Genomic DNA, 19,902 nt, shown 5'->3' on the forward strand with positions numbered 1-19,902 from the left:
CTTCCAGAGGGCGGATATCCGTGAAATTTATAATCAGCCGACAACTCCCGTTTGTGTTCCGGAGGCGGGTTCTGTCGAGCAACCTACTTTATGGTAAAATTTCTCCGGACAGCAGTGATCTATATATAAAACGAACCGATGGATAAAAAAGTATAATCCCTACCCACAAACCGACAATCTGTAAAACGGGTACAACTATCTGTAATTTGTCTATTTCGCATGCACCATACCCGCACTACCTTTGCCATCGAACACCTCGTGGAGTTCACGATATGCAAGATAAAAAGAGGAAGCTCGACAGCGTAGACGGCTCGACCGAAAGGTTTTACGCCGGCCCGGCACGAGAAAAATTCAGGCAAAAAAGTGTTTTTCCCAAGCCGATGCTCCTCAAAATAAAAAATCTTTGCGTATTTTCGTAGGTGATTTCCAGACAAGAAATCATCATCACGACACACAGTATTTAATAGTAAAACAAACTTCTATGTTACGAAAAATCAGAATAGTCGCTGCAACTATCTGCTTCGTCCTCATCACTTTGCTGTTTCTCGACGTCACGGGCACGCTGCACCTGTGGTTCGGGTGGCTGGCCCGGATACAGTTTCTCCCGGCCGTGCTGGCGTTGAATGTGGGCGTCATCCTTCTGCTGGTGGTGCTTACCCTGCTCTTCGGGCGCATCTACTGCTCGGTCATCTGCCCCCTGGGTGTATTCCAGGACATCGTTTCGTGGCTGGCCGGCAAGCGCAAGAAACATCGGTTCCGCTATTCGCCGGCCCTCTCGTGGCTGCGCTACGGCGTGCTGGTTGTTTTTATCGTCGCCATAGTAGCGGGATTCACCGCCTGGGCCGCCCTCATCGCCCCATACAGTGCCTATGGCCGCATAGCCACCAACCTATTTGCCCCGGTTTACCGGTGGGGCAACAACCTGCTCGCCCTCGTGGCCGAGCGCATGGACAGCTACGCCTTCTACTCGACCGAGGTGTGGCTCAAGAGTCTCCCCTCGCTCATCGTGGCCATCGTCACCTTTGTGGTCATCGCTGTACTGGCCTGGCGTAGCGGACGCACCTACTGCAACACCATCTGCCCGGTGGGCACCACGCTGGGGTTGCTGTCGCGGTTCTCGTTCTTCCGCCCCGCTATCGACACAACCAAATGCAACGGTTGCCAATCGTGTGCCCGCAACTGCAAAGCCTCGTGCATCGACGCCAAAAATCACGCTATCGACTACAGCCGTTGCGTGACGTGCATGGATTGCATCGAACGGTGCACCCAACACGCCATTCACTATGTGCCCCGCACCCGGGCCCCCAAGAAGATAGAAAAGCCGGCCGCACCCGAAGGTGAACCGACCGACAACTCGCGCCGGACATTCCTGGCACTCACCGGTGTACTGGCCGGCAGCGCCCTGCTCAAGGCACAAGAAATGAAGGTCGATGGCGGACTTGCTGTCATCGAAGAGAAGAAAGTTCCCAAACGGGCTACCCCCATCACCCCGCCGGGCTCGCTCAGTGCATCGCATCTGGCCCAGCATTGCACCGCCTGCCAGTTGTGCATCTCGAGCTGTCCCAACCAGGTGCTGCGTCCCTCGGGCAACCTCATGACCTTCATGCAACCCGAGATGTCGTATGAGCGAGGATATTGCCGACCCGAGTGCACCCGCTGCTCCGAGGTATGCCCCACGGGAGCCATCCGCCCCATCACCGTAGCCGAGAAATCGAGCATACAGATAGGACATGCCGTGTGGGTGAAAGCCAACTGCGTGCCTCTGACCGACGGCGTGGAGTGTGGCAACTGTGCCCGTCACTGCCCCGTAGGTGCCATCCAGATGGTAGCATCAGACCCCAACGTGTCCGACTCACCCAAGATACCGGTTGTCAACGTAGAGCGTTGCATCGGCTGCGGCACCTGCGAAAATCTGTGCCCGGCACGCCCCTTCAGCGCCATCTACGTCGAGGGTCACAAACAACACCGCATCATCTAACCTCTCAAAACTGGGAACAATGGAAAACAAACCCAATAAAAACATAAACCGCCGCAACTTCCTGAAGGTTCTGGGTGGCACGGCCATCGCTTCGGCGGCAGTATTGCCCGGTTGCAAAAACCGGCAGGAGGCGGCCCACACGGCTACGACCGAAGTCCCCACCGACCAGATGACCTACCGCACCAATCCCAAGACGCAAGACCGGGTTTCGTTGCTCGGCTATGGCATGATGCGGTTGCCCAATATCCCCTCGCCCGACGGTACCAGCAGTACCATCGACCAGGAGGCAGTCAACGAACTGGTCGATTATGCCATCGCCCACGGCGTGAACTACTTCGACACCTCCCCCGTCTATATGCAGGGCGGATCGGAAAAGGCGACCGGCATCGCCCTCAAACGCTACCCGCGCGACAAATATTTCGTGGCTACCAAGTTGTCGAACTTCTCCAACTACACCCGCGAAAACTCCATCACCATGTATCGCAAGTCGTTCGAGAACCTGCAGGTCGATACCATCGACTACTACCTGCTCCACTCCATCGGCAACGGCGGCATCGAGACCTTCAGGGCGCGCTATATCGAGAACGGCATGCTCGACTACCTCATCGAGGAGCGCAAGGCCGGGCGCATCCGCAACCTGGGATTCTCGTTCCACGGCACCAAAGAGGTCTTTGACGAGGTACTGGGCATGCACGAGAAGGTGCATTGGGACTTCGTGCAGATACAGCTCAACTATGTCGATTGGCGTCACGCCTCGGGCAACAACGTCAACGCCGAGTATCTCTATGCCGAACTGGAGAAACGCCACATCCCTGCCGTCATCATGGAACCCCTGTTGGGTGGCCGCCTGTCAAACGTGCCCGACCACATTGCCGCCACCCTCAAGCAACAGGCTCCCGAGTCGAGCGTGGCTTCGTGGGCCTTCCGCTTCGCCGGCTCCCACCCCGACGTGCTCACGGTATTGAGCGGCATGACCTACATGGAACACCTGCAAGACAACCTGCGCACCTACTCGCCCCTCGATACCCTCACCAACGCCGATCTGGATTTTCTCGAAGAGACGGCCCAACTGATGCTGCGCTACCCCACCATACCCTGCAACGACTGCAAATACTGCATGCCCTGCCCCTACGGAATCGACATACCCGCCATTCTGCTGCACTACAACAAGTGCATCAACGAGGGCAACGTGCCGGCCTCGTCGCAAGACGAGAATTACCGCAAGGCTCGCCGGGCCTTTCTTGTAGGCTACGACCGCAGTGTGCCCAAGTTGCGCCAGGCCAGTCACTGCATCGGGTGTCACCAATGTGTACCCCACTGTCCGCAGAGCATCGATATACCCAAGGAGCTGCATCGCATCGACCGCTTTGTCGAGGACCTGAAACAAGGTAAAGAATTTTAAGTTCGCTTATGGAATACCGCACATTAGGCCGAACCGGAATACAGGTGAGCGCCATCGCCCTCGGTTGCGAGGGATTTATCAACAAGAGCGCCCAGGAGGTGAAGGCCGACTTCGACTTCGCCATCGACCGGGGCATCAACTTCGTCGATATCTATTCGTCGAACCCCGACCTGCGTACCCACATCGGCCAAGCACTGGAGGGCCGCCGCGACCGGTTTGTCATACAGGGGCACCTGTGCACCACCTGGGAGAATGACCAGTACCTGCGCACCCGCGACCCCAGGAAGGCCATCGAGTCGTTCGAGTCCCTGCTCAAGCAGTTGCGCACCGACCATGTCGATGTGGGGATGATTCACTACGTCGATGCCGAGCAAGACTTTCACAAGGTATTCGACCACGAAATCATCGAGATTGCCCAGCGGCTGAAAGCCGAGGGGAAGATACGCCACATAGGCATGAGCAGCCACAACCCCATCGTAGCCACCATGGCGGTAAAGACGGGGCTCATCGACGTGCTGCTCTTCTCGATAAATCCCTGCTACGACCTGCTCCCGCCCAACGAAGATGTCGATGTACTCTTCGACCAGCAAAGCTATGCAGGGGCTCTGCACAACATCGATCCCGTCCGCGAACAGCTCTATGCTCTGTGCGAGCGCGAAGGGGTGGCCATTGACGTGATGAAGGTCTTTGGCGGTGGCGACCTGCTCGACCGAGAGAACTCGCCCTTTGGCTGTGCCTTCACCCCGGTGCAGGCCATCAACTACGCCCTCACCCGACCGGCCGTGGCTGCCGTCATGCTGGGATGCAAGACTCAGGACGAGATTGCTGCCGCCGTAGCCTGGTGCCAGGCCTCGCCCGAAGAGCGAGACTACACCTCGGTGATGACCCACCTCGACCGATTCTCGTGGCGCGGACACTGCATGTATTGCGGACACTGCGCCCCCTGCACGTCGAAAATCGACATCGCCGCCGTGAACAAATTTTATAACCTCACTGTTGCACAAGGTGAGATTCCCGAAACCGTGAGGGAACACTACAAGGCGCTCGAGCACCACGCATCGGAGTGTATCGCCTGTGGCGCCTGCGAAACACGCTGCCCCTTCGACGTGAAGATTATCGAGTCGATGAAACGGGCAGCACAACGTTTTGGCTACTGACACAGTTACGCAAAGACGGCACTTTTTGAAAAAAGAATGAACGGAGAGACCCCGCGAGGTACCCTCTCGCATCGTGCTGCGACAACGCACAGGAGACCCGCCGGTGAGTCTTGCCGTAATAACCAATTTTGTAAAACGACCCAGAAGAATTGTATAAACGAATGAGGAAAAAACTTTTACCCCTGTTTTTATGCTTTGCCGGAATAGCTTCGGCACAAACCGACTCACTGTATAACTCCTACCTGGCCATGGCCGGGAAGCCATCCGACCCGATTCACATCGGCGAAGTGGTCGTGACCGGCACCCGCAACGAGACCGATGTGCGGCATCTGCCCCTCACCGTCTCGGTCATCGACCGCCAGGAGATAGAGCAGAGCATGCAACCCTCTATATTGCCCGTACTCACCCAACAGGTTCCCGGCCTCTTCATCACCTCGCGGGGAATCATGGGCTACGGTGTTTCCAACGGAGCTGCCGGGGGTATAGCCCTGCGCGGATTGAGTGGAGGCTCGGGCCGACTGATGGTACTCATCGACGGCCACCCACAATATGCCGGCATCTTCGGTCACCCTATCTCCGACGCCTACCAGTCGTTCCTGGCCGAACGGGTGGAAGTACTGCGCGGCCCGGCTTCGGTACTCTATGGGTCGAACGCCATGGGCGGGGTAATCAATATCGTTACCCGCCGGATGCGCGAAGAGGGGGTAAAGACCAACGTCAACCTGGGATACGGCTCGTTCAACACCCTGCAAAGCGAGGTGACCAACCGCATACGCAAAGGGAAATTCACAAGCCTCATCAGCGCCTCGTACAACCGCACCGACGGTCACCGCTCCGACATGGGTTTCGAGCAATACGACGGCTATGCCAAGCTGGGCTATGAGGTTACCAACAACTGGAATCTGCGCGGCGATGTGAATGTGACCCATTTCAACGCCTCCTATCCGGGTCCGGTAAGAGCTCCTCTGCTCGACGGCGACCAGAGCATCACACGAGGAATGACCTCATTTGCCGTAGAAAACAAATATGAAAAGACATCGGGAGCCGCCAGCTTCTTCTACAACTGGGGCAACCACTGGATCAACGACGGGTACACGCCTTCCAAGGGAGAGTCGCCGCAAGACAGCCGGTTCCTCTCGTTCGACAACATGATGGGCGTGTCGCTCTACCAGAGCACCCAATTCTTCCCGGGCAACCGCATCACGATGGGCTTCGACTGGTTTCGTTATGGAGGCCATGCCTGGAACAAGTTTGTGAGCGGCGAGAAAGCAGGCACGACAAGCGACCTGGTCAACAAACACGAAGACGAACTGGCCGGCTATATCGACTTCCGCCAAAACATACGACACTGGCTCACCCTCAATGCCGGTGTGCGGCTCGATTACCACTCGCGCGTAGGAACCGAATGGGTGCCCCAGGCCGGCGTGTCGTTCCACCTTCCCCACACCATCGAACTGAAAGCCTCGGCGGCAAAAGGGTTCCGCTATCCCATCCTACGCGAGATGTACATGTTCCCGCCCCAAAACCCCAACTTGAAACCCGAGTCGATGTGGAACTACGAACTGGCCTTTGCCCAACGGCTGCTCGACAACCGTCTGTCCTACGGCGTCAACCTCTTCTACATCGACGGCAAGAACCTCATCGTCACCCTGCCCAATCCCAACGGGAGCGGTATGCTGAACCAGAATACCGGCAAGATCGACAACTGTGGCGTGGAGACTGAGGTCGCCTATCGCATCGCCCCGCACTGGTCGGTCGAGGCCAACTACAGCTACCTGCACATGGAGAATCCCGTGGTGGGAGCACCCGAGCACAAACTCTATGTCGGAGGCCAATATACCCACAAGCAGTGGACCGTCTCGACCGGCGTGCAATACATCGACAACCTCTACACCGTGACAGGCAACAACAGCCAAACCGAGGAGTTTGTCTTGTGGAACCTCAACGTCTCCTATCGCGTGAACCGCTGGCTCGACGTGTGGGCCCGCGGCGACAACCTGTTGGCCCAGCGCTACGAAATCAATGCCGGCTATCCCATGCCACGGGCTACGGTCATGGCCGGTGTAAACCTGAACTTCTAACCCTAAACAATATAGCCCTATGCAAACCAAATTCATGACAATCGCCCTATGGACTCTCCTGACGGCATTGACCGGTTTCAGTTGTAGCACCCAGGCGCAGAATCAAGAGCAACAAGGTTCCCAGGAAGGGAAACAGGTTGCCAAAGTCTATATGTTCAAAGAGATTACCCCCGAGAATCTGGTAAAAATCTACGAGGCTCTGGATCGTGAAGTTACCGGCAAGGTAGCCGTGAAACTATCGACCGGCGAGCCAGGCGGTCATAACTTCCTGCAACCGGCCCTTATCAAAGATCTTGTACAGAAGGTAAACGGTACCATTGTCGAGTGCAACACGGCCTACGGTGGCGGACGTGCCGATACCGAAAATCACCTGAAAGCCGCTGCCGACCACGGCTTCACGGCCATTGCACCTGTCGATATCATGGATGCCGAGGGCGAGGTTGCCCTGCCCGTACACGGAGGCAAGCACCTCCAGGAGAACTATGTGGGAGCCCACTATCCGCAATACGACTTCACTATCATCCTCTCGCACTTCAAGGGCCATGCCATGGGCGGTTTCGGCGGTGCCATCAAGAACATGTCGATTGGAATCGCCTCGTCGGGCGGGAAGGCCTGGATTCACTCGGCCGGAAAGACCAAAGGCAACCCCTGGGGCAATCTGCCGGCTCAGGACGATTTTCTGGAATCGATGGCCGAGGCTGCCAAATCGGTAGCCGACCACTGCGGCGACAAGATTCTCTACATCAGTGTAGCCAATAACCTTTCGGTCGATTGCGACTGCGACGCTTCGCCCGAGGATCCTCAAATGGGCGACATCGGCATACTGGCCTCGCTCGACCCCGTGGCTCTCGACAAAGCCTGCACCGACCTGGTGCGTGCATCAACCGATCACGGCAAAGTGCATCTGATCGAGCGCATCGATTCGCGCCACGGCATGCACACCCTCGAGTATGGCGAACAGATTGGGCTGGGATCCCAAACCTATGAGCTGATTACCCTCGATTGACGATTCTACGGGTTTACACAGATACCCCCATCACATAAAAATCCTCCTGCCTTAGCCCCTGACTTATTACAGGGCCCAAAGCAGGAGGATTTCTCTTTTCAATTTCAATCGGCATGCGGTCTATCTCGTCATGCCAGATCAGGACCGAGGGATTATTTGATCATCACTCTGCGGCAGCCATTACCCTCGATGTACAGCAGATAGATGCCGGCATCCAAGCTACTGATTGCCTCCTGAGCCTCGGCTTTTTCCACATGGTTCACATGACGGCCCGCCAGATCGAAAAGATCGAGCGAAAGCCCTTCCACATTTTCCACAAACAGCGTGCGGTTGTAGCTATACACCCGTATGCCGGTCGTCGTGTCCTCTATTTCCGATTCGAAGCCCGAGGCCGTGAGGGTTATCTCGTCATACGCCTCGCTACCATCCAACGCAACGGCGCGTATCGTAGCCACACCGTTCGTGCCTTGTGCTACGGCCAGGCCCGAGTTCATCACCAGAATTACCGGCGAGTCGCCTACGGCCATCCAGCGTATTCTCTGGTCGGTCGCATGGGTGGGATACACCTCGGCACTCAACTGTACACTGCTCTGTGAGGGAGTAAGTGTCGTGTAGGGCGCACTAATGTAGATACTGCTTACCAGCACGATATCTCCACCTTGCCCGAAATCGCTGACCGGTATATCTTTCACCACCTTGAGGTTCGAGCCATCAATGGTCGATGCCTGTACACGCACCGTGCCGTTAGCGCCATTACCCGTATAAGTCAGCACCCCCGACTCATCCACCTCGGCCAGCTCGCTACCCGACAATATTTGCCAGTTCACCCGCTTGTAGGTAGCGGTAGCCGGCAGCACTTCGGCATACAGATGCAAGGTCGTCTGCTCGGGCGTAAGGGTTCCGTTGGGTTCCAGTACCATCACATACAGCGACTCGGCCATGGAAATCGTTGCCGACTGGTTGCCGTTCACCACATTCGAGCGACCTTCAAACGACGGTTGCTCCTGGGTGGCCCGACGCAGGTTCTTCCCCGCAGCCCCCTGTCCCCATGCATCGCTGTAAAGATTGGTGTACTGCAACGCATAATAGACTTCGCCCTCGGGTTTCTCCTGGTCGGTATAGCTGGTTTCGTAGCCCGAAGCCGTAGTCAGCACCTCGAGTGCATCGGGCGACGAGCCGCGCAAGATGGTGTATTGATCAACGACTCCACCTTCGTAGACCGTCCACACGATGTTCACACTGTTTGGCGTGATACCCTGGTTCAGCATGATATGTACGCTGCCGTGCACGTCACTGCGTCCCGAGGTCATGCCGTCGGCCGTGCACATATCGATGGTGTAGCGGCTCTTGCGCACGGTAGGATCGGAAGAGATATCTACATAGCGGCCATCGGCCAGTGCAGCCTCGCCTACCAGTACGAAGTTGTTTGTCGAACCCGATTCCTTGTAGATGCGCACCGTTTCGAAGTCGATACCCGAAGCCTGGGCGGCCTCCACGTTCCATTGTATCACATTCTTGCCGCCATCGACACCTACGATGGCTATTTCGGGTTGCACATCCACCACGTCGAACCAGAACCGTTGACTCATCTCCCCGCATACGGGATCGTCGTAGTACACCTCCATCCAGTATCGCCCGGCTTCCAGCAGCACCAGGCGAGCTTCGGTCGCACCCGCCTTTCGAGCCAAGGCAAAGGTACCCTCGGTGTAAGCTATGGGGTCACTCGCTTGGGTGTAACTGCCTATGGGCAGGTCTTCCTGTCCACCGCGGTAGAACGAAGCGCGCAAATAGGTATGCTTGCTCGGGTCTCCAAACACGTCGGGCAGATTGAAATGCGCGGTGGACTTGATCAATATCGCCTCGGGAAAATCGACCGATAAATCGGGCGCCTCATTCACCTTGATACTCCGCTCGGAGGTGATGCCCCCTACGGTCACCGTGATGGTCTTTACACCCGGCGTACTCCACACCATATCCACCGAATTGCCATCGGCTTCGAGCAGCTCGCCGTCTTCGCCCGCCGACCACTGCGGCGTACCGCTCTCGGTACCCTGGTAGGTCACGGTCACCACACGTTCGGTGCAGGTCTCGGCCGGAGCATCGATGCTCACCTGGCTCTCCATGCGGAAGGTGAAGGTCTCGGAGAAGGGTGAGTGTTCATTCCACAAGTCGATGGTCTGTACTTTCAGTTCATACTCCTGACCCACCTCAAACCGTCGGGTGGGCACCACCATGCGGGGGCAATTGCGATAGCCGCGATAACCCGGTATGGCCGCTGCCAAATCGCTACCGCCGTTCATGGGCGAAATCACATAACTGTTCTCGCCCGTTGCCCCCTTGCGCTTCAGACTCACGTTGTAGCGCAGGTGTACGGCCGGAGTCTCGGCATCGCGGGCATCGTCCCATTGCAGCAGCACGCCCTCTTCGGTCTGCACGGCACGCACATTCTTCGGAGCCTCGGGAGCGGTATTCGTATGTTTGGTTGCCATGATCATATCGTTTCCATCGGGCAGGCCGTCGCCATTCAGGTCGGCAAAAGGCATTTCATCGACAGGAGACTGAGCCCCCTTTTCAAACACGGTTTCCCAATCGGGGTAGAGATAGAGCAGACCTGTGGCCGTTTGCAAGGATACATAGCCACTTGCACTTGTTCTGAAACCGTCGGCCCCCATCACCGGCAGGTCGAGCCAGCCGTTGTTGTCCACGTCATACAGGCGCCGGCTTTCGTGACCACAACCGTAACAGAAAAACTCTCCGTTGAATGCGTATCCTTCGAGAACTATCTCCTCCTTGCCCACATAGGACATCGAGGCATCGCCCAATACGATATGGGTGCTGCCCGTTTCCAACACGCCCCCGTCGTAGTCGGGCATAACGCTCCATATAATATCCTGCCATCCATCGTTGTTCAAGTCGAAGAAGAAGGGAGAGAAGTCGGAGTCCCAATATGGGGTCTCATATACCTGTTTCCGCTCGAATGTGCCGTCGCCATTGTTCAGATAGACAATGAAACGCCATGTAACCCTCTGAGCGTCATCGGCCTCACGATACCAGAAATCTATATATCCGTCACGATTAAAATCGATCCATTGCCCCATGTTCCATATGATATTATCATCGGAATCGGGGACGGGAAGAGTTTGCCGGTCAAAACTGAGGTTGTCGCCCCGGTTGATACCCACCCGAAGATAGTGGAATCCGCCATAGGCTACATCGAGATAGCCATCGTTGTCGAAGTCAAAACGGCTGTATATATCATGCAAGTCATATTCGGTAATCTCTTTATCATACGTGCTCTGTTTCGGGGGCACCGTATAGGTCTCGGTAGAATAGGTGAAATCGAAACTACCCTCGTTGATGAACAGGTTGCCCTTGTTGGTATTTCCCATGAAATCGGGGATACCGTCCATGTTGAAGTCGATGGGTATAATTAGTTCCAGATCGGGATTGAGGTCGGAGTTATAGGTGCGCCCCACCTTCTTGAAGCGGTTGTTGTTCTCTTCGTTGGAGAAGACACCCGTCAGCGACTGTTCCGAATTGATTACCGCAGTACCCACCACATCGAGCGACCCGTTCATGTCGATGTCGAAATAACGTCCCGCCGAGGAATAGGTCGAATATCTCCAGTTGTCTTCGATGTCGATGGAGTCGGCTACCCAGCGCAGAGGATAGACCTCGAGCGAAACCTCTTCGCTGTTTGCCATCAGGCCGTCGGCATCGGTCACCGAGAGGCTGACGGTCTTGCGTCCGGCCTGGTCATACACCACCTGCCAGCGGTTGCCTTCGCGGCTCACCTCACGGCCACCCTCGCCGAAGTCCCAGGTATAGGTACTGGAGGCATCATAGTCGGCCACGGTGAAAAGGGTGAGCGTGTCCACCACATTCATCTGAGTGGCCGAGGCCATGAACGAGGCAGAGAGCCCCGAGTAGTCGAAGGTCACCTCGTCCGACCAGGCTCCACCCAACCCATTGGCATCGATGGCCTGAACGGCCAAATAATAGGTACCTTTCGGCCAGCCCGCCGTAGAGACAAGGGTATAGGTATTGTAACCGGCATTACCCTGGCCGGGACGCAGACGGCGTCCGTCGGCATCGGCGTAGGCATACCACATGTCACCTTTGCCCGGCTCGCTGCCGATGCGCAAGGCATAGCTCAGGTCGCAGGCCGAGTTTTCGGCATCGCTGCCCGCCGCCCATTCCACACGTAGCATATCGATAGCGGCATCATATACATAGGAAGGAGTGGCCATCTTTTGGGGTGCGGTGTTGAGTTTGTCGGCATCGAACCGGCCCAACTCGCGAACGCTGTAGGGTGTAGCGAGGGACCAGCCGGTCTCGAAGTTCACACCACCCCACCATTCGGTTCGCCCGTCGTTGTCAAAGTCGCCGAAAACAAATTGATAGTCCCCTTCATACTGATAACTTTTGGGATCGGGTACGGTCGCAATGAGTCCCGACTCGGCCCCAATATCAAAATTCGTCGCGCAGTCGATGAGGAAGATGTTCTTCTCCTCGCGCGCCACCACCTCGAAACGCCCGTCGTTATCCACATCGCCTCCGCCTATGAAACTCAACGCACGGCCGTAGTCAAACGAACGTTCCCGCTTCTTGAACTCGTTGTTTCCCTGGTTCTCGAAGAAGACGAAGTAGGCATACTGCGAAGACTCCGTATAGTCGAAAGGCAACAGAATGTCCACATCGCCATCGTGGTCAAAGTCGAAGGTGTAGATGCCCGTGATGTTGAAGTTCTGCATCAGCATCTGTTTCTTGAAACTGTTGTTCCCCTCGTAGAGGAAGAGGGTCACCGTGCGGCTCTCCTCGTCGTAGAGCACGAAGTCGGGCATGCCGTCGCCGTTGAGGTCCTTCACCGTGGTCTGCCCCTCGAACGAACCGTAATAATAGGTGCCGTCGCCGATACTGAGCAGGGCATTGCCGTTGTTGAGGTTCAGCAGGTCGGGATATCCGTCGAGATTCACATCGACCGCCGTGGGCGAGGTATTGCCATAGAAGAGTTCGGCCGAGCGGGTCTTGCGGATAACCTCACTGGCGGCTACCGAACCCTTCTGCTGCCGCAGGGGAGGTTTCTTGGCCAGCGACACGCCACTGAAGTTGACCGGCTTGGTCACCGTGGCATTGGCACCATACTGGCCGAACATGGCGTTTTCAATCTCACTCGGGTCTTCGAGCACCCGTATCTCTTTGCCTACAAACGAACCATCGGGTTGTTGATAATAGATGAGATGGCGGTCGTTGTCGTAGTCCTCGAAATAGAAATCGGGACGCCCGTCGCTGTTGGCATCGAGCATGACGGTATAGGTGCCGCCGTCCAGACTCACGGGGAAAGAGGTGCGCAACCTGCCATCGAGACTGTGAATCGAGACACTGCCCGGGTTATCCCCGTCATTGCTTTGGCTGCACACGATTTCGGGCTTGCCGTCACCGTCCATGTCGTCGAGCGAGAAAAGGTAATTCCCCGTAGCAACCGTCGATAAAAGCATACCGTCAAACGAGTATTGCTCCACATAGGGATATGCCCCACGGAAATATTCCATGTGCCCGTCGTCATTGGCATCATAGAGATACCCCAGCGTCGAGGGGAAAGCCCCTTTCGATGCACCCAACTTTCCATCTATCACCGTTGCCTTTACCGGTATCTTGCAAACGGTATCGGTGAACGTAATGCACAAGGTGTCGGCAAAGGTACCTTCCGTTTGCGACAATATATTCAACGGCAAGGGGTAAGTCTCGTTCTCTCCCAACGAAACGGGTGGAGTAAAATCGTCCATGGAGAACGGTTCGGAGATGCTTGCTCCCGTAATCTCCGTGGCTTTCCACGCAAATACGGGAACGTAGCGGGTACTTCGGTTGCCTATACTGAGCGTATCGAAATCGATCGTCCTCGGCACCTTAACCGCTACATCGTCATTCCACTTGCCATAGGCAATCTCTATCTGCTGCCAGCGGGTCTGTGAGCCCACGTTGGTCATGGTGAAACTGCTCACGTTCTCGGGGAAGTCCGAAATGGTTTTGTAATCGCCGGCATACGATTCGGTAACCTCCTCCGAATATTCGAGTCTGGGGTTGCCATAACCGCTCACCAACTTGATTTTCACGCCTTGCAGCACATAATCCTCCTTCATGCGTATCGTCACCGTGTTATCGGTATATACGCGCCATGGATTGGTATAAGCCGGCTCGTCCGAGCCATTGCCTTTGTGCTGGATAAAGGTGGCTATCTGGGTATCGACCACCAGCGAATCGGAGCCATCGATCGTACCGTAGCAATCAAACACAAACGTTCCCTCATCGCCAAGCGGCTGGTCGCCTCCGTCATCTCCCCAAACCGAGCCATTGGTACACACCACGATTTTACTGATGCCTACCCAGTCCGTCGCATTGTTGGTGAGGGTTACGCCCATCTCACTGCCGGTCCACACGCCGGTCTCGCCCGACGCTACATATCCGCTACCGCTGATACGGTTGGCCGGATCACCGCTTACTACAATAATGTGTATGTTCGTAATAACCTCCGACCAAGAGGGATCGTTCAACGTAAAAGAGAGTGTGGCCCCGTTGTTGCGCAGAGTAAGCATATCGTCAGAACAAGATCCGTTCGATACCTCCATCACAACCAAATCATCAAGCATGATAGTAAACGCGCCATTCATTCCAGCGGCTGATTCTGGAGTAAAAGTCACGACACGCGCCTGTGCCATTCCCAGCACCAGCATAAAAATAAAAAGTAGTCTCGCCCTCATAAATTCAGTTTTATTTTTTATTGATACATTTTTTACGAAATTATCATAATATTGTATTAATTTCATTTCAATTCGTCAAAACAATGCGTCAATGCAACAAAAGAGCGCGTCAATGCAACAAAAAAATGCGTCAATGCAACAAAAAATGCGTCAATGCAACAAAAAAGATGTTTTTGAACATATCCCATGCGCTCCCGCCCCAGGCAACCTCCATACCGTCCATACAACTCGACGTCACCCGGCACTGCCTTGCAGACCCTCCTGAAAACAAACAAGAGATTCGATACTATCGACCGAGGGCAAACGCTGGTCAGAACAAAACGGTTACACCCTCGAGGGAGATCAGAACGAGAGCTTCATGCCGGCAAAATAGCTGCGGGGCATGGAGGGACCGTAGATATAGCCCGAATCCCGGTCTTTACCCTGGTCGAAGTCGCGTTGATAGGCATTGAAGATATTCTGCACCCCGGCATGGAGCTGCAACGTGATGGCTTTATAGAGGGGGATATCATACGACACCTTGGCGGTCATGTCGAAGAAATCGGGGGTGGTCTCCGCCACATCCTTGGCTATGTAGCCCTTCATGTGCTGCACGAGCATGGAACCGGTGTAGGTGCCCGAGAGGGCGATGGTCAACGGTTTCACAGGCGTATAGGTGGCGGTAAAGTAGCCATACCAGTCGGGGGTGCGGAAGATGCGACGCTCGGCCGGGACCGACTCATCGTCGCTCCAACGCTCGGCCCGGGTGTAGTGGCTCTGCTGCCAGGTGACACCAGCCTGCAACTGCACCAGAGAGAGATAGGCCACCTTACCCTCGAGAGTCACACCGGCCACCTCGGCCCCCTGACCGTTTCGACGCTCCTTCACCGTAGCGTTGTGAGTCTTGTCGAAACCAATCTCCTCGAGCACAAACACATTGTTCAGCCGCGTGTAGAATCCCTCGAGCAACAGGTTACACTGGAAGGCTCCGAAACGGCGGTACATGTCGGCCGAGAGACTGAAGCTGTGCGACTTCTCCTCCTTCAGGTTGGCCGCCTGCTGGATGATAGTTCCCTCGCCTCCCACGGCAGCCACGTGCAGGTCCTCGTCGTAGGTCTGCGGAGCCCGAAATCCCGATGAATAGCTGGCCCTCAGATTGACATTGGGTGTAGGATTGAAACGCACGTTGGCCCGTGGACTGAAGATGACATGCCCGATGAGATTGTGCTTGTCGAGACGCCCGCCCACAAGGAAACTCCAGCGGTCGTTTTTCCATTCGTTCTGCAAGAAGGCACTCTCGATATGCACCTTCTGACGGGTCGAGCGGTGGTAGCCCTTCATCTCGTCGTGCAGCTTGTCATAGTTGTATTCGATACCGGCAGTCAAGTCGGCCGGCATGAAGAGACAACGATCGAAGCTGTAGATATACTGCCCGCCGGCCACCACCGTCAAGTCGCTGGTCTCGCCATAGGCATCGAGATTCTGCTGCGTACCGTAATAGCTGTCGCGGTCGATATGCTGGGCTGAGACATAGAGATTGATACGATGCTTCTCGTTGGGCGTGAAAAGGTTGTAGTTGAGGCCACCGCCGTTGATCGAGTGATTCACCTGCTCGGCGATATCGGCCTCGTGAGGCGGACGGTTCAACAGGTTGCCACCCCGGCGGTACTCGCCTATGTGGTGGTACTCCAGCGTAAGTTTGGAGTAGTTGCTGGTCTTCAGATAAGAGCGGAAACCCAGCGTCTGCGACTTCAGTTCGGGCAACTCGGTAAACCCGTCGCCGTCGTGGTCGTAGCCGGCCCGCTGACGGTTCTGCCCAAAGACATAAAGTCCCGCCTTGTTGTCGTCGGTCACCAGCGAAGCATTGAGCGACGTGTTGTTCTCGAGGTTGGCGCTACCCCCTACCGAAGTGATGGAGTGCGCAATGGAGCCACTGTTGCGCAACGGCTCTCTGGTGATGATGTTGATGGTACCGGCAATGGCCGACGAACCGAAGAGTGCCGACCCGCCGCCACGCATCACCTCGACCCGCTCGATCATGTTGGCCGGGATTTGCTCCAATCCATACACCCCCGAGAGAGAACTGAAGATGGGACGCGAATCCATGAGAATCTGCGTGTAGGGACCGTCGAGCCCGTTGATACGCACCTGCTGGAAACCACAGTTCTGGCAATCGTTCTCGACCCGCACACCAGGCTGGAAGTTAAGTCCCTGCGCCAGGGTGCCCGAGTTGGTATTCTCGAAAGTCTTTATGTTCAACACATTGACCAGCGTGGGAGCCAATTGCCGCGTAGTCTCACTACGGTTGGCCGAGACCACAACCCCATCAAGAGCCACGTCACTCGCCTCAATTTCGAAATCAATCTCCAGCGTCACCCCCTTCTTCAGCGAAACCTTATGCCTACCGGTCTCATAGCCTACCGACGAAGCCTCGAGCACAAAATCGCCCTCGGGCAGATTTTTCAGGAAATAGTGCCCCGAGGCGTCGGTCATCGTCCCCACGGTCGTTCCCTTCAACGAAATGGTAATATAGGGCAGATGCTCCCGGGTATTCTTGTCGAGCACATGTCCCACAATATTGATATCCAATGGTTTTTGAGTTGCCGTCTCGGCACACACAAAGCTGATATGCCACAGGCATACCGCTAATATAACGATATATTTTTTCATTTTTTTCCGATTCTGAATAGTAAAAACTCATCCATCCCCCACTCGCCAAGAGCAGGAGTAATCCTTCTGTTTACATCTATTTTACAGAATCGAAACAGGCGGGGCTCGAAGGCCGTGAGCCCTCCACACCACAGGAACATACACCCGACTATCGAGAGGATAGCTCAACCACCAAAAGGGCAGCAATACGCCCAACAGCAGCACCCCCACCGACGGCTCGGCCGTGGTCAGGTGCGACAAGACATGTATGAGCTGAAACTCGGTAGCCGTGTGACTGTGATGGGCATCGCTCTTGTAGGGGTGCGAGTGCACAATGGTAACTCCGTTTACCACGTGGGTGTGGGTAAACAGCGATATGCAACCTATATACGAAATAAACAATATAGGCAAAAAGAACCGGGCTATAGGACGGAGCAACCTGTTCACGGCGTTTCGTTTATGAAAGGCGCAAAGGTAGGGCTTTTTAAATGATTATCCAACAGTATGACAAAAAGCGTTATAAATCACCGTCAATTTGAGCCAAATACAATTTTAATAGTTCATAGAGGAGTTTATATATCAAAAAGCATATACTCATATGACATTTCTGAATTATAATGTCATATTCTTGTATAAATATCTTTATCTCGAAACTCTAAAAGAATTTTACTAAAAAGCTTAGGATATTTACGCCGAAGTTTCACAAGAGATTCTCTTTCAGTTAATCCTAAGGCGATACTATCGTAAAATTCCTGTCTCATCTGAGGCGTAAAGAATTTTTCGACGATTAATAATTTCCCTTCTTTTATCAAATGCTGTCTATCATACGCAGCATTTGAGCTCCTTGTTGTCGGCACCATCCCCGAGCATTTAAATAGGCGGAGTGCAAGTTTCGTATCCCGTTGATCGATTTCCCTCTTTGCTAATGCAAGAGTTTCTATTATGAAGTCCGAAACTAATTTGCTGGATTTAAAAGCGTTTAGTAAAAATTGGAGCCCATCTATATCAAAAATTTTACTATTGTATCTATCATTATAATACAGTAGTGGTAACAACTTTGGTAAATTCTCATCTTCACAAATAACCTGCGCAACCATAGGATATGCCGTCAATTTTTCATTTTCATCCAAGGATCGATTTATGATTACCAATACAAGACGTCTATCCAGTCTAAGTACAACTAAATCTCCTATGGTTAGTTTTTTAAAACTGGCCATAGATTGCAGTTGTTTGATCGGCAAATCAGCAATGTGGATTGAGAGATAAAATACATTCATTATTTCCCAAGGCTATGTAGTTTTTCCTCTGATGCTCCCAAGAAATAGTCTTCAATAAAATCCCATCGTTGCTTATCTGTCATATCTGTAAGAAAGAAATGGGTAAAAATCCGCTCAGACAAATGGTGCTTATCATAAATATCAGACAACATCTGATTACGGTAATTACCATTTTTTACCAGTCTATTTAAATATGCAGGATTGTTGATACGAACAAATACCTGAGGATCTGCTCCTCCCACTTTTTGAAACGATGCAATATTCAGACAATTCAAGATTTCAGCCAAAAAGACTGCGATATCATTCCCTTTACAATAAACTTGATTATGAGTATTAGTTACAATCTGATCATATGCAACTAACAGTTGGCTCTTAACCGCTTCATATCCTTGTCGAAGAAGTGTTATTTGATTATCATCTTCTTCTACTTTCACCTTAACCTGGCAGTAGGCTATTCTTTCGCTATCTCCCACAGCCGGAGCAAAAGCAAGAATAAACGACCGTAAAAACTCTTCTTTCTGAATAGGTGAATAATCAACGAGTTCGTTCCTGATTTCTTTGTATTTTATATGTCGAGCTGCTCCTGCCACAGGATTGGCCAATCGGTCAAGAATACGAAACGACTGTGCAAAGAATCTTTCTAAAAGAAGTTTTGCCGATGTCTCAGTTAAATTATTATTCAAAGAAATATCCACACGTACGATAGGCGTTACATGATAATTCTTAAATATTTGCTGTAGCATGAGTTTTCGCTTAAACAGAGGGAAACTTATATTACTTTGCTTGTCTGTCCAAAACTTTTCTGCATGTAAAATAAATCGCCCAGTACCGGCACCCAAAGGAGTGAGATACTGAATGTAATCGTCATAAAAACGCTGCGATTCTTCCTTAGGTAACTCTATGTACGTATCGACAAACAAATTCTTTGCTCTTACAATAATAGCACGAAATTGCAAAGACCGCATTAAATCGTGAGAGATCAATAACAAACAACTTTTAAATCGCTGATCAAGTTGATCCCCGGCATTGGGAAAGATATATTCAAAATCGGCCGGCGAAATCATCATATTTCGTTTTTCACCACGCAATCGATACAACTCCATCAGTTTTTTTAGAACCGCTTTTACTTGATAAGTTTTAATAGTTGAAAGTCCATGCAACTGTCTTGTATATCGAAAATCCTGCTCATTAAAATCAATTTTAGCAATACCAGTCAATTTTTCATCTCGTGCCAGACGACCTATCTCTTGTACATAATCAGGAAGACATCCAGAAGGGGCATGATGATACACTTCGGTAATATCCGGAACGTCAATCCCCATACCAAAAGCCTTCGAAGCACAAATTATAGGACAAGTTCCATCCCGAAAAAATGCCGAATTTGTCTGTTTTTCAACTGGAGTAAGTTGAGAATGAAATTGTGTGATTTTATTCCGATATGGCTGCAACTCTGGCATGTCTAAAATATCACCTATATGCTTCACATAAGGGAAATAAAATAACGTGAGTTCGACGAATTCAAAACAAAGCGAGCTGTGTGTCAATAGTTCTTGTAACATTGATACACGGCTTCTTGGGAAAGCAACAATATGCAGCAATTGCACCCAACAGGTTT

Annotated in this window: 10 protein-coding genes and 1 pseudogene; 5 read left to right on the forward strand and 6 right to left on the reverse strand. The window is 53.2% G+C overall.

What is annotated here, in order from left to right:
• Window positions 1-481: 481 nt before the first annotated feature.
• The 5 genes from B5G10_RS11960 (at window position 482) to B5G10_RS11980 (ending at window position 7,624) form a co-directional block, all read left to right on the forward strand.
• Complete coding sequence (locus B5G10_RS11960; RefSeq protein WP_087424963.1) at window positions 482-1,978, forward strand: 4Fe-4S binding protein; 1,497 nt, start codon at window positions 482-484, stop codon at window positions 1,976-1,978.
• A gap of 19 nt (window positions 1,979-1,997) precedes the next feature.
• On the forward strand, window positions 1,998-3,380 hold the full coding sequence (locus B5G10_RS11965) for an aldo/keto reductase (protein WP_087424964.1): 1,383 nt from the start codon (window positions 1,998-2,000) through the stop codon (window positions 3,378-3,380).
• 8 nt (window positions 3,381-3,388) lie between these two features.
• Window positions 3,389-4,537 (forward strand): aldo/keto reductase, encoded by a 1,149-nt coding sequence (locus B5G10_RS11970; RefSeq protein WP_087424965.1) that lies wholly within the window; start codon window positions 3,389-3,391, stop codon window positions 4,535-4,537.
• Window positions 4,538-4,785: 248 nt separating this feature from the next.
• Entirely contained in the window at window positions 4,786-6,618 is a 1,833-nt protein-coding gene (locus B5G10_RS11975) for a TonB-dependent receptor (protein WP_241147767.1), read from the forward strand.
• Window positions 6,619-6,637: 19 nt separating this feature from the next.
• Entirely contained in the window at window positions 6,638-7,624 is a 987-nt protein-coding gene (locus B5G10_RS11980; protein WP_164470666.1) for a DUF362 domain-containing protein, read from the forward strand.
• A 152-nt stretch (window positions 7,625-7,776) separates the two neighbouring features.
• On the opposite strand, the gene B5G10_RS11985 is transcribed toward B5G10_RS11980, so the two are convergent.
• The 6 genes and pseudogenes from B5G10_RS11985 to B5G10_RS12880 all read right to left on the reverse strand — a co-directional run.
• Window positions 7,777-14,382, reverse strand: a complete 6,606-nt coding sequence (locus B5G10_RS11985) for an FG-GAP-like repeat-containing protein (RefSeq protein WP_158098825.1) — start codon at window positions 14,380-14,382, stop codon at window positions 7,777-7,779.
• 342 nt (window positions 14,383-14,724) lie between these two features.
• The gene (locus B5G10_RS11990; RefSeq protein WP_087424968.1) at window positions 14,725-17,031 is read right to left on the reverse strand and encodes a TonB-dependent receptor; all 2,307 of its coding nucleotides are present in this window, start codon (window positions 17,029-17,031) and stop codon (window positions 14,725-14,727) included.
• Between the two features lie 81 nt (window positions 17,032-17,112).
• Window positions 17,113-17,457, reverse strand: a complete 345-nt coding sequence (locus B5G10_RS12875) for a hypothetical protein (protein WP_241147766.1) — start codon at window positions 17,455-17,457, stop codon at window positions 17,113-17,115.
• A 173-nt stretch (window positions 17,458-17,630) separates the two neighbouring features.
• Window positions 17,631-18,227, reverse strand: a complete 597-nt coding sequence (locus B5G10_RS12000) for a hypothetical protein (protein WP_143241147.1) — start codon at window positions 18,225-18,227, stop codon at window positions 17,631-17,633.
• 59 nt (window positions 18,228-18,286) lie between these two features.
• Window positions 18,287-19,846: a helicase-related protein gene (locus tag B5G10_RS12005; RefSeq protein ID WP_087424970.1), complete on the reverse strand. Its 1,560-nt coding sequence runs from the start codon at window positions 19,844-19,846 to the stop codon at window positions 18,287-18,289.
• A pseudogene (locus tag B5G10_RS12880) lies at window positions 19,806-19,902 on the reverse strand (IS982 family transposase); the annotation flags it as partial. The pseudogene B5G10_RS12880 and the gene B5G10_RS12005, both read right to left, overlap by 41 nt.

The sequence above is a fragment of the Barnesiella sp. An55 genome (genome assembly GCF_002161555.1).
GTDB classification, from domain to species: Bacteria; Bacteroidota; Bacteroidia; order Bacteroidales; family Barnesiellaceae; genus Barnesiella; species Barnesiella merdipullorum.